A 13,482-nucleotide genomic window follows, 5' to 3' on the forward strand; every position below is an offset into this window, starting at 1 on the left:
TGCACATATCCGGAGATTTTCACTCGTCAGAAATCAAAAACTTGAGCATCGTACGGCCGCGAATCCAAGGGTGTAGCGATCGATTGGGACGATTTTGATCCTGACCGCTTTTCTCCAATTTTCCCGCAGACGATTCTTTAGAGCCGCAAGCGAGTTCAGCGGCACGTTTTAACAGAGTGGGAGGCGCACCGTAACTAACAATCCACCACGCGGGGCGTCAGACAGCGTGATCGTTCCTGCATGGGCAACCACGATTTCGCGGACAATCGACAAACCAAGGCCGCTACCTAGCGTGTCGCCGCTATCGAGCCGGAAGAAGCGCAAAAAGACATTGTTACGTTGATCTTCCGGGATCCCTGGCCCGTTGTCGCTTACCGTCAGAAAAACCCCATCGCCTTGGGGGAGCACGGTCACCGTCACCTGGCCGCCATTCGGGGAGTAACGAAGCGCATTATCAACCAGGTTTGACACCATCTCGCGCAGCAACACGGCCTGACCGGATACGTTGGCGGGCGTATTGGCTTCCCCCTCGTATCCCAGATCGATCTGCTTACGCGTTGCCAAAGGCAGCAAATCCACCACGACATCGCGCGCCACGGCAGCCAGGTCGACACGCTGCGGCGGCATCACCAGGCCGTTGACCGGCTCCGCCCGCGACAGCGAAAGTAACTGGTTGGTCAGGCGAATGGCGCTGCCCAGGCTGTTATGAAAAGCCTCGACAGCCGGGCGCATTTCGCCGACCTCGCTTTGACGCAAAGCATACTCGGACTGCGTATTAAGCACGGCGAGAGGTGTACGCAACTGGTGGGCAGCATCGGCGATGAAGCGGCGGCGCGCCTCGACCATGCGCTCGATGCGGTCCATGTGCAGGTTGATGGAATCAACCAGCGGCACCACTTCGCGCGGCAGGTCACCGGCCTGGATCGGTGTCAGATCGTCGTCCGGACGATTACGAATCTCACTGCCCAAGCGCTCGACAGGCTTGACCGCCTGCCGGGTAGCAAGCAGGGCGACGATCAAGGCGACCACGACGAGCACGGCCTTGCGCCCGACTTCGCCGAAAAACAGGCTTTGCACCACTTCCTTGCGGGAGTTGGTCGTTTCGCCAAGGATGAGCAGCACCGGCTTGGGAAACTCGGTGCGATACAGAGGCTTCAACATCGCCCCCAGGCGCAGGGCCTGGCCCTTGTACATGCCATCGTAGAACACCGCGACATTGGGCTTTAGTGCCTCGGTCAACGGCAATCCGTCGTAACCGGTGAGCACTTTTTCGCCCGGATGGCCGACGCTGTAGAACACGCGGTCGGAACTGCCGGCTTCGAACAGTTCGAGCGCGGAATAGGGAATGTCGACGACGACCTCCGCGTCGGTGGCATAGATGCGTTCGGCGATACCTTTCAGCGAAGCCGATAGCGAGCGGTCATAGGCGTGGTTGGCGGCGGCCAGCGCATCGCGATAGCTGAACCAGGCATCGACCAGCAGCAAGGCCGATAACACGCCGACCAGCCAGACTGCCAGGCCACGCTTGAGGCTCTTGGCCGGCAAGCGGCTGCGCACGTGGGGGATCAAGCGCTTCTCTCGTCGGTTGCGCTGATCAGGTAGCCGATGCCACGCACTGTGGTCACCGCCACGCCGCTGCCCTCCAGCTTCTTGCGCAACCGTGACACGTAGATTTCGATGGCTTCCGGCCTGGCATCCTGCTCCATGCTGAACAGTTTTTCGAACAAGGCATCACGCGCCACCGGCCGGCCGATACGGCGGAGCAGAACTTCCAGCACCGCCAGTTCGCGCGGGGTCAACGACAAGGGGGTGTCATTTATCGTCGTCAGGCGGCTTACCGTATCGAAGGCCAGCGCCCCCAGGCGCACGACCGGCGTTTGCCCGGCCGATCGACGAAGCAAGGCTTTCAGTCGCGCTTCGAGCTCGCCGAGTTCGAAAGGCTTGGGCAGGTAGTCGTCGGCGCCCAGGTTGAGTCCGCGAATGCGGTCGTCGACTGAGCCACGCGCAGTGAAGATCAGCACCGGCACCTGTAAGCCGCGGGTACGCAGATTTTTCAGCACCTCAAGACCATCCTTGTCGGGCAGCGACAGGTCGAGCAGCACGCCGTCGTATTCGCCGGTCAGCAGGAAGTGTTCAGCGTGGTCGCCGCGGGCGGCGATATCCACCGCATAACCGGACTGGCGCAGGGATTTGGCGACCCATTCACACAGTTCCGGGTGGTCTTCGACCAGCAGGATCTTCATGTTTTGTCTCCGTATTGCCGACTTGAACCGGACTCACTGACGGTTTTGTTTCGCCGCCGATCTGCCGAATGAATCCGGGCGCGTTCAATCTTGACCACCCCTGCTCGTTGAAATTTAACCAGGGGTGATAGTCGCCCATCGTTGGGGCCACGACGAATAAGTGTAGCGTATTTGGGTGGATTTTCTCTTTCAGCTGGATGGGTGTTGCAGGCTGAGGCGCTTTTACGCATATCGAAAGCAAATCGAAAGCTTCCTCGTATTTAATGCATTCCCACCCGGCGTTGCCGGAGTGAATGTATATCAACAACCAATTTTCGGAGAGACAATGCGTTTCAACCCACTGACCCGTGCCATGCTGGCATGCTTTGCCCCAATGGCCATCGCCGGCGCCGTTCACGCTGCTCCGCTCGACGATCTGCGCGCCGAAATCGCCGCACAGAAAGCGCGTCTGGAAAAACTGGAGGAAGTGCTGCAAGCTACTGCCGCCACATCCAGCGCAGCCACCAAGAAAGCCGAGGAAGCGACCAGGAAGGCCGACGAGGCCAGCAAGAAGGCAACTGCCGCCGCCGAGCCCGCCAAGAGCAAGGGGCTAGCCATGCCGGCCGGATTGAGCATCTACGGCATCGTCGATGCCGGTGTCGAAATCGGCAACTATGGCCGTGGCAGCAAGGTCCGCGTGCAGAGTGGCCTCGGCTCGGCAAGCCGCATCGGCTTCAAGGGCGAGCGCGACTTCGGCGACGACCTGAGCGCCTACTTTCAGCTCGAAGCCGGCGTTTCCGTCGACAATGGCCAGAACACCGGCCATTCATCCAACGTCAGCAATCCTGGCCAGGGCGCTGCGTCGTCGGCCTCTGTCAACAGCACCGGCGTCGCCATTTTCTCGCGCAATACTTTCCTCGGCGTGAACAGCAAGACCTACGGCGACCTGCGTTTCGGCCGCGACTATGCGCCGATCTATTCGATCACCAGCATCGCTGACCCGTTCACCATCGGCGGCGCCACCGCCTTCCGCCTGTGGTCTTCCACAGCCGCCAGCCGATTCGACAATGCGCTGTTCTACGCAACGCCGAAACTGGCCGGCTTCCAGGGCAAGGTCGCCTACAGCGCCGGCATGGAGAACAATAGCGAGACCGATGTCGGTGTTACCGGCGGCGCCCCCGGCAACAGCAACACTGGCCCGAAGAGTGAAGGCAAGGGATGGAGCGCCAGTGTTACTTACGCCGACGGCCCGCTCTTTGTCGGCGCCGGCTATCTCGACTACGCCAAGATGGGCACCGTTACCGCCCCGGCCACCGAGAACGCGCACCGCACCTCGTGGAACCTGGCCGCGACCTACGACCTGAAGGTCGCCAAATTTTACGCCCAGTTCCTGCACGGCACAGATACCCAGGACGGTGCCGCCATCAACAAGACGCTGGATCGCAACGTCTGGTGGCTGGGTGCCGCCATCCCCTTCGGCGAGCGCCACACCGTGCGTGCAGTCTATAGCCGCCTCGACGACCGCATGAGCACCAACCGCGACTCCACTCACTATGGCGCCGGCTACGAGTTCGCCCTCGACAAGCAGACCGACCTTTATGTCTACTACGCCAAGGTCACCAACGAGAACGGCGGCCAGAACTCACTGTGCGCTGGTGGCACTTGCCAGGGCTTCGACAGCGGCTCCGGCCTGCCGGCAAACTTCTCGCCGTCGTCGCTGATGCTGGGTGCCCGTTACCGCTTCTAAGCAACATGCGCGGGGAAAGCGAAATAGTGAAAAAACGCTTTCCCCGTGAAAACGAAAGCGAATCGAAAGCTTCCGCAGTTATATTAGACCCTGAGCCATCCGGCCGGCACCTGACAAAGCCAGGACCGGATGCCAGAATCGAATCAAGGAGACAAATCATGAATACCACCCGTCGCCGCTTCCAGCGTGGCTTGCTTGCCGGCCTAATCGTCGCCGCCCTCAATGCCACCGTCGGCTTTGGCTCGGCCCACGCCCAAACCACCGCCGACGTGCCCGCCGCGCAAAAGGAAGGCAAGCTGGTCATCTACGGCGTCACCGACAATGAGCAGGCCAACCACCTGATCCGCGAATTCCGCAGCATGTACCCGGCGATCAACGTCGAGTACAGCAACATGAGCACCACCGAGCTATACAACCGCTTCATCTCCGAGTCCGCTGCCGGCAGTTCGGCCGACGTCACCTGGTCGTCGTCGATGGACTTGCAGATCAAGCTGGTCAACGACGGCTACGCGCAGCCGCACAAGTCACCCGAAACGGCCAAGCTGCCGGATTGGGCCAACTGGAAAAACGAAGCCTTCGGCACCACCTACGAGCCGATCGGCATCGTCTATAACAAGCGATTGGTCCCGGCCGCCGACGTACCGCAAAGCCACGCCGATTTCATCAAGCTGCTCAACACGCAGACCGAGAAGTACAAGGGCAAGGTCAATACCTACGACCCGGAAAAATCTGGTGTCGGCTTCATGCTCGTCACCCAGGACAAGCAGGTCAACGCCGCCGGTTTCGCCGAACTGCAGAAGGCACTCGGTGCCGTGCAGGTAAAAGTCCAGGCGTCTACCGGCACGATGATGGAACGCATCGCCTCTGGCGAAAACCTGATCGGATACAATCTCAACGCCGCCTACGCCTTGACCCGGGCCCAGAAGGACCCGTCGATCGGCATCGTGCTACCCAAGGATTACACGCTGGTTCTGAGCCGCGTCATGTTCATCGCCAAGAAGGCGAAGAATCCGAATGCCGCCAAGCTGTGGCTCGACTTCGTGCTATCCAAGAAGGGCCAGGAAATCATTGCCAGCAAGGCAGACCTCTATGCCATCCGTCCCGATGTCGAAGGCGCCACCACGGCCAGCGGCCTCAAGCGGGAACTCGGCAATGCCTTGCGACCGGTGGAAATCAATACCGGCCTGCTGACCTACCTCGACCAGGCCAAGCGTCTTGAATTCTTAAAACAGTGGAATAGCACGGTGAAGGGCAAGTAAGCCTTTGCTGATGCTCCTTCCCCTTGACGGGGAGGGAGCGCCCCCACTCCTTTCCCAAGGAAATCCCATGTTGCAAACACTGCCCCGACGGGCTGTGGTGGCTCTGCTCGCCCTGTCCGTTTTCTTCCCCATCGGCCTGGTGCTCTACCAGAGCGCGCTGTCCGGCCCATTCTTCATGCCGCACGCGCTGAGTCTGGAGTCCTATGCCTTCATCTTCAATGATCCGGATTTCTGGCAAGCCGCCAAGAATACGATGGCAGTAGCCATCGGCATGAGCGCCATCGCCATCCCGCTGGGCGCCATCCTCGCCTTCATCATGGTCCGCACCGACCTGCCCGGCCGCAAGTGGCTGGAGACGCCGATCATGATCCCGATCTTCGTCTCGCCGGTCGTCCTCGGCTTCGGCTACGTGGTGTCGCTCGGCCCGGTTGGCTTCTTCTCGGTGGGGTTTCAGAACATCTTCGGCAGCGTGCCTTGGAACATCTACTCGATGGCCTCGATCATTGTCATCGCCGGCCTGACCCACGTGCCGCACGTCTATCTTTACTCGTCGTCAGCCCTGCGCAATCTCGGCTCCGATGTCGAGGAAGCGGCCCGCTTGAGCGGCGCCAGCCCTTTCCGCGTCGCCCGCGACGTGTCGATTCCGATGGTGTCGCCGGCCCTGCTCTATGTCGGCGTACTGGTTTTCTTCCTCGGTTTCGAAATCTTCGGCCTGCCGCTGATCCTCGGCGATCCGGAAGGCCATCTGGTGCTGACCACTTACCTGTACAAGCTGACCAACAAGCTTGGCACGCCCTCCTACCATCTGATGGCGGCAGTCGCCACCTGCATCATCGCGGTGACGTTCCCGCTGGTGCTTCTGCAACGCTTCCTGCTCAAGTCGGCGCAACGCTTCGTGGCGATGAAGGGCAAGTCGGCCCGCCAGCGGCCACTGACGCTCGGCCCCTGGAAGTGGGTGGCACTGGCCCTGATCGTCGCCTGGCTGTTCATTACCGTAATCGTGCCGGTGGCCGGCATCGCCTTGCGTTCGGTAGTCAGCAGCTGGGGCCAGGGCATCAACCTGCTCGAAGTCCTGACCCTCGATCATTTCCGTGCCGTGTTCCAGGAAGATACGATGATTCGCGCCATTATCAATTCGATCCTGATCGGCACGCTGGGCGGCGCCCTGGCTGTTGGTTGCTACCTCGCCGTCGGGCTTGCCACGCACCGCAAAAATGACTTGATCTCGCGCTTCATCGATTACATCGTGCTGACGCCGCGCGCCGTGCCGGGCCTGATGGCCGGTTTGGCCGTGTTCTGGGTCTTCCTCTTCGTGCCCTTCCTGTCGCCGGCGCGGTCCACGCTGTTCTCGGTGTGGTTTGCTTATGCCATCGTCTGGCTGGCCTATGGCATGCGCCTGATCCAAAGCGCACTGATGCAGGTCGGCCCGGAACTCGAAGAAGCTGGCCGCCTGGTCGGCGCCTCCCGCGCCCGAGTCTCGCGCGACATTACCGTGCCGCTCATCCGCAATGGCTTGCTCGGCGCCTGGCTGCTTGTTTTCATGATCTTCGAGCGCGAATACTCGACCGGCGTCTATCTGCTGTCACCCGGCACCGAGGTCATCGGTGCGCAAATCGTATCCCTGTGGGCTTCCGGCGCCGTTGATGTGGTCGCCGCCCTATCCCTGATCAACATGGCGCTGGTCGGCATCGGCCTGACTGTCGCGCTGCGCTTTGGAGTGAAACTTCATGATTGACAAGACAATCCTCACCGTCGACAACCTCGTGTTGTCCTACGGCACCAACCCCATCCTCAAAGGCGTCTCGATGCAGTTGCGCCGTGGCGAAGTCGTCTCGCTGCTCGGCCCCTCCGGCTCCGGCAAGACCACACTGCTGCGCGCTGTGGCCGGCCTGGAGCAACCGCACCAGGGCAGCGTGAGCATCGCCGGCCGGTCCATTTATGATGCCGCCGCCAATTTCGACATTCCCGCCGAAAAGCGCGAGCTCGGCCTGGTTTTCCAGTCTTACGCGCTGTGGCCGCACAAGACGGTGTTTGACAACGTCGCCTATCCGCTCGTCCTGCGCAAGGTTGGCAAGAACGAGATCGTTCAGCGCGTCCAGGCCGCATTGAAGAACTTAGGCCTTGATCACCTGGCCGAGCGTTATCCGCACCAACTGTCCGGCGGTCAGCAGCAGCGCGTGTCGATTGCGCGGGCGCTGGTCTACAACCCGCCCGTGATTCTGCTCGACGAGCCGCTGTCCAATCTCGACGCCAAGATGCGCGAAGACGCCCGCGCCTGGCTGCGCAACCTGATCATCGAGATGCAGTTATCGGCGCTGGTCGTCACCCATGACCAGTCGGAAGCGATGGCCATGTCCGACCGCATTCTGCTGTTGAATGGCGGCGTCATCGAGCAGCAAGGCACGCCGACCGAAATGTACGGCAACCCGCAAACCTATTTTGTCGCTGACTTCATGGGCAGCAACAACAACATGCACGGCTGTATTGGTGAGATCAAAGGTGAAGAAGCGCGCATTGACCTCGACAACGGCATTTCAGTCTGGGGGCAGCGCCGCACCAATGCTGGCGTCGGCCAGGCAGCCAAAGCGGTAATCCGCGTCGAACAAGTCCATCTGGCCGACGCCAGCGGCCACAACCGGGCAGAAGTCGACCTGGTCACCTCGATGTTCCTTGGAGACCGCTACGAGTATGTCTTCCACGCCGGCAAGGATCTGCTGCGGGCCTGGGGCAAGCGCCACGAGGCGCCAGGCAAACGCTGGCTAGAGTTGCCGGGCGACGCAGTGTGGATTTTCTAACGATCTCCTTGTAGTTGCGTTGCTACGCATTTTCGCTTCACGCGGCGCCCTGCCTCCTTGCTTGGACAGGGCGTATCTTTTTACCTTAGTGCCGATTTTCGTGTTGACCGGAACCATGCCCTTTTCCCGTTTGCAGCAGTCCGCAATGATTGCCGCCAGTCTCGCCATTTCCGCGCTGGCCGGCTGGGCCGCCGCGGCCGTCCACTTACCGTTGCCGTGGATGCTCGGCCCGCTGTTCTCCATTGCCATCCTGCGCGTCGCCGGCCTGCCGCTGGTTGCGTTGCCCGGTGGTCGCCAGGCCGGGCAATGGGCTATCGGAACCGCGCTTGGTCTTTATTTCACGCCCGCCGTGCTCAGCGAACTTGGCCGTCACGCCCCGGCCATCCTGCTCATGGCCGGCAGCGCTGTGCTCCTCGGCATCGTGTCCGCCCGCCAGCTCGAACGCTGGGGGCAAGTCACTCCGGCTACCGCCCTCTTTGCCGGCCTGCCTGGCGGCGCCTCAGAAATGGTAGTGCTGGCCGACCGCCACGGCGGGCAGATCGACCGCGTTGCCGGCGCCCATGCCTTGCGCGTCATGCTGGTCGTCAGTGTCATTCCCTTTGTACTGCACCACAGCGCATACGAAGGTCACGAAACATTCATTGCCATAGCCCGTGCCGTCGACTGGGCGCGCTTTCCGATGCTGCTCGTCGTCTCGCTTGCCGGTGTCTTCGTATTTTCCAGACTGCGCATCGCCAACGCCTGGGTGCTCGGCCCACTGCTCTGTATCGGCGCGCTGACCGCCGCCAGCGTGACCCTTACCAGCCTTCCCGGTTGGCTGGTCAACGGCGGTCAGCTGATGATTGGTAGCGCACTCGGAAATCGCTTTTCACCCAGCTTCTTCCGCGCTGCGCCCCGTTTTCTTAGCGTCAGTGCTGGTGCCACCGTCCTGACGCTGCTTCTTTGTGCAGCCATCGTCAGCCTGCTGGGTTTAATGATTCCTATCCCTTTCGCCCCATTACTGCTCGCCGCCTCACCGGGAGGTATGGCGGAGATGAGCATTACTGCCCGCGAAATGCATCTCAGTGTTCCTTTAGTAACGGCCACCCACGTTTTACGAGTTGTACTACTAACAGTTTTTGCACCGTTGCTGTGCCGTTATTACCTTGCCTGGCGCAGTAACAATTTTTCATCTAAAAACTAGAGAGGAGATAATCTTGACTCAACAAGCTGCCAAATCCCATATCGTCAGCGCAGACGCTGTCGATTTAACGATTAATCAGGCTGGATCAGCTTCAGCTGAACATCAGGCAACATCTGCTATCTGTTTGCCGCCCATTGATGAAGCTGAATTAACGGAATTGGAGGACGTGGCTGTGCTCGGTTACAACTGAGACTGCGATACGCACATTGGATGCGTCAATCTGGATGCGTCAATCAAGCTTGTCGTGAGTTTGGCATCTGATTTGAATCATCCAGATTTTCTGGAGCATTATGCTATTGCGCTATTGCGATGGCTGACGTCTACAATTGTGCCTGCGGTGTCTTGCCCACTTTGAAGAAAGGGGGGCAACACCATGATGTAAGTCGGTTTGACAATGACGATCATCATCGCGGTCGCTAGTACCGGTGGCATATCCTGGAAGCCGGGCCAGGAAGGTATCAACCTCGGGTACAGTATGTAGACGTTCTACAATAAGTCGTGCGCTGTGGCGAAGGCCGTTGGGACGAGCAAACGGCTCTTCGGTAGTTATAACCTTCCGATGCGCATATTGATAGGCCAGGAGATGGCGCGATTGAGGTCTGCGTTGCCCCAAGCCTTGGCCATGTTGTTTGCGAACTTCATGAGGATTTCTTCTTTCCCGGCCTCCTTTGCATTTTGGACAGCGGACCAGGTCAGGAGATAACCCAGAAACTGGAACAGGTTCCATTCGAGATGAATTTCCAGGGAAGGAGCGGTAAGCTCTTCAAAAGGAAAGTTGATGGTCGTATAACCTGTATCGACAAGCTTCCGTTCCAGTGGCCAATAAGGACCAATCTCGTCGTAATAAAACTTCTGGAAGCAATCATTTAGGCCTGGTTCAAGCTTGAGCACGCCATAGCTAATCAGCGCCAGGATTGCCCCTGAAATGCCAATCCGACGAACTTCCTGATAAAAAGCCGGCAAGTTGAACCAGTGCGCAGCCTGGGCGGCGGTAATCAGGCTTACACTTTTATCGGCGAGGGGAAGTTGTTCCGCTGGAGCGCACTGGTAGTTGATTCGCTCGTTTGGGGTAACATTTGCTATCTGGTCGGCGCTTGGGTCAAGACCGATAACCCTGGCAAAGTATGGGGCGAGAAGTTGCGTCAATTGTCCATTGCCGCATCCAACGTCGACCGCGATCTGTTTATCCGGTGCCTCTGAAGCCAGGAAAGCTGCTACGCCAGGGGGATACTCCGGCCGAAAGCGTGCATAAGCTCGGCCGCCTTGGTCGAACCAGTTCCGTGCTGACGGTATTTCAGTCGACATTTGCGTGTGCTCTACTTGGCTTTAATGGCAGAGATACGGTCTGAGAATCCTTCACGCTCCAACGCTTTGGCCGCAGCTTCCAGCACTTGCCGAAGTGGATAGCCGATTTCTTCCTCCAGGCTGGCGATCGCGGCAAAGGTCACTGCCCAATGCCGCTCCAACTTGCCCACGAGAGTGCGCCCGACCGCAGTGAGCTGAATCCTACTTTTGCGCCCATCGTCGACAGCGTGGCGCGAGATAAGCCCATCGTTATCCAGGAGTGCAATGGTCTGGCTGATCGCTCCCTGGGTCAGATGAGTGCGCTCGGTAATGTCGGTGACGGTTTGCGCTCCGGCATTCAATGCCCGCAGTACGGGAGTGTATCGCGCCCGGTAACTCAGGCTCATCGCACGGTAGTGTTCGTCGGCGCCTTGCTCGACAAGTTCGCTAACGTAGCGCAGCAGTTCACCAAGGCCAGCCTTTTGTTTGGAGTCCATGCATCGAATAATACATTAGCACTAATGTAAATTCAATGTTGGCATTGTGCTGATTACGCTCATCAACACATGGGGTCGCAGTCGCGAGCTATGCGCTCCCCCACACAAATTTCGTCGGCAAGCACGCTTGCGATTTTTTTGCTATATTAGTCCTAATGCGAACTAATTTAAACCAAACAAATTTCTATAAAAACATGGAAAAATATACCAAGACCGCCATGGCCCTGCACTGGCTGGTCGCCCTGCTGATCGTTGCCGCGTTCGCCCTCGGGGTGACCATGGTGGATATTCCTGGCCTGACCCCGACCAAACTGAAATATTTTTCCTGGCACAAATGGCTCGGTGTGACCGTGCTGGGACTGGCCACCGTGCGCCTGCTGTGGCGCCTGACCCATGCGGGGCCAGTGTTGCCGATGAGCATGCCAGCCTGGCAAGTCAAGATCTCGGCCCTGCTGCATGGCTTGCTGTATGTGCTGATGTTTGCCATTCCCCTGTCCGGCTATTTCTACAGCCTGGCTGCCGGCGTGCCGGTGACTTACCTCGGGGTGCTGCCCCTGCCGGTGCTGATCGAGCCGAATCCGGAATGGAAGGTCGTGCTCAAGGCAGTGCACTACTGGCTCAACATGGGCCTGCTGGCTGCCGTGGCCGTGCATGTGGCCGCAGCACTGAAACACCAGTTCATCGACCGCGATGGCGTGCTCAAGCGCATGCTGCCCTGAGTCTGTCCTAACAATTTTCCGTCCACTTTCCCGAAAAGGACTCGCACTATGCAACCGCGCAAACTGATCCGCACCGGCAGCACCGCCCTGCTGTGCCTGGCACTGTCCAGCCTGGCCTATGCCGCACTTAAAGTCGATACCGCCAAGAGCAGCGTATCTGCCGTCTCCAAGCAGATGGGCGTGCCGGTCGAGGGCAAGTTCAAGAAATTCGCCGCGCAAATCGACTACAACGCCGCCAAGCCCGAAGCCTCGAAGGCCAATGTCGATATCGATATCGCCAGCTTCGACCTGGGCAGCGCCGAATTCAATGGCGAAGTGATGAAAAAGGAGTGGTTCAACGCCGCCCAGCATCCCAAGGCCAGCTTTGCCTCGACCAGCATCAAGCCGGGTGCCGGCGGCAAGCTCGACGTGGCCGGCAAGCTCACCATCAAGGGCAAGACTGCCGACGTGGCCTTTCCGCTGACCGTAAAAAAAGAAGGCGCCAACCAGATTTTTGAAGGCGCCGTGCCGATCAAGCGCCTGGCTTACAACATTGGCGAAGGCGAATGGAAAGACACCAGCATGGTCGCCGACGAAGTCACCATCAAATTCCGCGTCGTTTCGGCGCAATAGCAGCAAAGCCGCAAGCAACCTTTATCCAGCAACCTACTTCACAAGGATTCAAGCATGAAACTCAAGCACATCGCAGCAGCAGCACTGGCCTTCGCCTCGGTCTCGGCATTTGCCGCCCCGACCACCTACAACATCGAGCCAAACCACACCTACCCGAGCTTTGAAGCCGACCACATGGGCATTTCCTTCTGGCGCGGCAAGTTCAACAAGTCGACCGGCACCGTCGTGCTCGACCGCGCTGCCAAGACCGGCTCGCTGGATATCACCATCGATGCCGCCTCGCTGGATTTCGGTCACGCCAAGATGAACGACCATGCCAAGGGCAAGGATATGTTCAACATCGAAAAATTCCCGACCGCCACCTACAAGGGCAAGTCGATCAAGTTTGACGGCGACACCCCGGTGGCCGTCGAAGGCGAGCTGACCCTCCTGGGCGTGACCAAGCCGGTCACCCTGACCATCAACAAGTTCAAGTGCATCCAGCATCCGATGTTCAAGCGCGAAGCCTGCGGCGCCGACGCCAGCGGCACCTTCAACCGCGCCGACTTCGGCCTGGACTACGGCGTGAAGATGGGCTTCTCGCCGGAAATCAAGCTCGCCATCCAGGTCGAAGCCCTGAAAGCTGACTAAACCCGACGCCGGCGCTGCGCGCCGGCTTCATATCCAGGGCGTCCGGCAACCCGGGCGCCTTTTTACTCTTATGGCAGAACGTTTTTTCCGCAGCATCCGCCTGCTGGCGCAGTGCTACCAGACCTTCGAGCAGCTATCGAATGCCGACGTGCGCCGCACCAAACTGACGTCCTCGCAATTCGACATTGTTGCCACCCTCGGCAACACCGAAGGCATGACTTTCCGCGAACTGGGCGAACGTACCCTGATCACCAAGGGGACGCTGACTGGCGTGATCGATCGCCTTGAAGCCCGTGGGCTGGTCCGGCGCGTGGCGCAAACCGACGACCGGCGCTGCACGCTGGTGCAACTGACCACCGTGGGGCAGCAAGAATTCGAACGCATTTTCCCGAGTCACGTGCAGCACTGCCGCCAGCCTTTCCTTGATTACAAGGAAGAAGACTTTGCGGCGCTCGAACGCGAACTGGGCCGCCTGAAAGCCGCGCTGGACGTCGCCATCGCCAGCAGCAAGGACTGAAACAGGCCACAACAGGC

General features: G+C 59.4%; 14 protein-coding genes. 10 read left to right on the forward strand and 4 right to left on the reverse strand.

What is annotated here, in order from left to right; all coding sequences use genetic code 11:
* Window positions 1-168: 168 nt before the first annotated feature.
* Together EKL02_RS16655 and EKL02_RS16660 are read right to left on the reverse strand one after the other, a co-directional pair.
* Window positions 169-1,569 carry a sensor histidine kinase gene (locus tag EKL02_RS16655; RefSeq protein ID WP_128903080.1) on the reverse strand — a complete coding sequence of 467 codons (1,401 nt, stop codon included), beginning with the start codon at window positions 1,567-1,569 and terminating at the stop codon, window positions 169-171.
* Window positions 1,566-2,243: a response regulator gene (locus EKL02_RS16660; RefSeq protein ID WP_128903081.1), complete on the reverse strand. Its 678-nt coding sequence runs from the start codon at window positions 2,241-2,243 to the stop codon at window positions 1,566-1,568. The genes EKL02_RS16655 and EKL02_RS16660 overlap by 4 nt, the downstream gene beginning before the upstream one ends.
* Before the next feature lie 325 nt (window positions 2,244-2,568).
* On the opposite strand from EKL02_RS16660, the gene EKL02_RS16665 reads away from it, so the two are divergent.
* The 6 genes from EKL02_RS16665 (at window position 2,569) to EKL02_RS18300 (ending at window position 9,396) form a co-directional block, all read left to right on the forward strand.
* Window positions 2,569-3,969, forward strand: a complete 1,401-nt coding sequence (locus EKL02_RS16665) for a porin (RefSeq protein ID WP_128903082.1) — start codon at window positions 2,569-2,571, stop codon at window positions 3,967-3,969.
* Between the two features lie 158 nt (window positions 3,970-4,127).
* The gene (locus EKL02_RS16670; RefSeq protein WP_128903083.1) at window positions 4,128-5,228 is read left to right on the forward strand and encodes an ABC transporter substrate-binding protein; all 1,101 of its coding nucleotides are present in this window, start codon (window positions 4,128-4,130) and stop codon (window positions 5,226-5,228) included.
* 67 nt (window positions 5,229-5,295) lie between these two features.
* Window positions 5,296-6,963: an iron ABC transporter permease gene (locus EKL02_RS16675; RefSeq protein ID WP_241687750.1), complete on the forward strand. Its 1,668-nt coding sequence runs from the start codon at window positions 5,296-5,298 to the stop codon at window positions 6,961-6,963.
* On the forward strand, window positions 6,959-8,023 hold the full coding sequence (locus tag EKL02_RS16680) for an ABC transporter ATP-binding protein (protein WP_206732514.1): 1,065 nt from the start codon (window positions 6,959-6,961) through the stop codon (window positions 8,021-8,023). The genes EKL02_RS16675 and EKL02_RS16680 overlap by 5 nt, the downstream gene beginning before the upstream one ends.
* Window positions 8,024-8,111: 88 nt before the next feature.
* On the forward strand, window positions 8,112-9,206 hold the full coding sequence (locus EKL02_RS16685) for an AbrB family transcriptional regulator (RefSeq protein WP_206732414.1): 1,095 nt from the start codon (window positions 8,112-8,114) through the stop codon (window positions 9,204-9,206).
* A 13-nt stretch (window positions 9,207-9,219) separates the two neighbouring features.
* Window positions 9,220-9,396, forward strand: coding sequence for a hypothetical protein (locus EKL02_RS18300; RefSeq protein ID WP_164932052.1), 177 nt, complete (start codon window positions 9,220-9,222; stop codon window positions 9,394-9,396).
* A gap of 356 nt (window positions 9,397-9,752) precedes the next feature.
* Here the strand turns inward: EKL02_RS18300 and EKL02_RS16690 are convergent, their stop codons facing one another.
* Entirely contained in the window at window positions 9,753-10,511 is a 759-nt protein-coding gene (locus tag EKL02_RS16690; protein ID WP_128903086.1) for a class I SAM-dependent methyltransferase, read from the reverse strand.
* Between the two features lie 11 nt (window positions 10,512-10,522).
* Window positions 10,523-10,987 (reverse strand): MarR family transcriptional regulator, encoded by a 465-nt coding sequence (locus tag EKL02_RS16695; protein ID WP_128903087.1) that lies wholly within the window; start codon window positions 10,985-10,987, stop codon window positions 10,523-10,525.
* A 194-nt stretch (window positions 10,988-11,181) separates the two neighbouring features.
* Here EKL02_RS16695 and EKL02_RS16700 point away from each other — a divergent pair, with 194 nt between their 5' ends.
* The 4 genes from EKL02_RS16700 to EKL02_RS16715 all read left to right on the forward strand — a co-directional run bounded on the left by EKL02_RS16700 (window position 11,182) and on the right by EKL02_RS16715 (window position 13,465).
* The gene (locus EKL02_RS16700; RefSeq protein WP_128903088.1) at window positions 11,182-11,706 is read left to right on the forward strand and encodes a cytochrome b; all 525 of its coding nucleotides are present in this window, start codon (window positions 11,182-11,184) and stop codon (window positions 11,704-11,706) included.
* A 48-nt stretch (window positions 11,707-11,754) separates the two neighbouring features.
* Window positions 11,755-12,318: a YceI family protein gene (locus EKL02_RS16705; protein ID WP_128903089.1), complete on the forward strand. Its 564-nt coding sequence runs from the start codon at window positions 11,755-11,757 to the stop codon at window positions 12,316-12,318.
* A 54-nt stretch (window positions 12,319-12,372) separates the two neighbouring features.
* Entirely contained in the window at window positions 12,373-12,948 is a 576-nt protein-coding gene (locus EKL02_RS16710; RefSeq protein WP_128903090.1) for a YceI family protein, read from the forward strand.
* 70 nt (window positions 12,949-13,018) lie between these two features.
* Window positions 13,019-13,465 carry a MarR family transcriptional regulator gene (locus EKL02_RS16715; protein WP_128903091.1) on the forward strand — a complete coding sequence of 149 codons (447 nt, stop codon included), beginning with the start codon at window positions 13,019-13,021 and terminating at the stop codon, window positions 13,463-13,465.
* Window positions 13,466-13,482 lie beyond the last annotated feature (17 nt).

The sequence above is a fragment of the Janthinobacterium sp. 17J80-10 genome, assembly GCF_004114795.1.
In the GTDB taxonomy this organism is placed as follows: domain Bacteria; phylum Pseudomonadota; class Gammaproteobacteria; order Burkholderiales; family Burkholderiaceae_D; genus Paucimonas.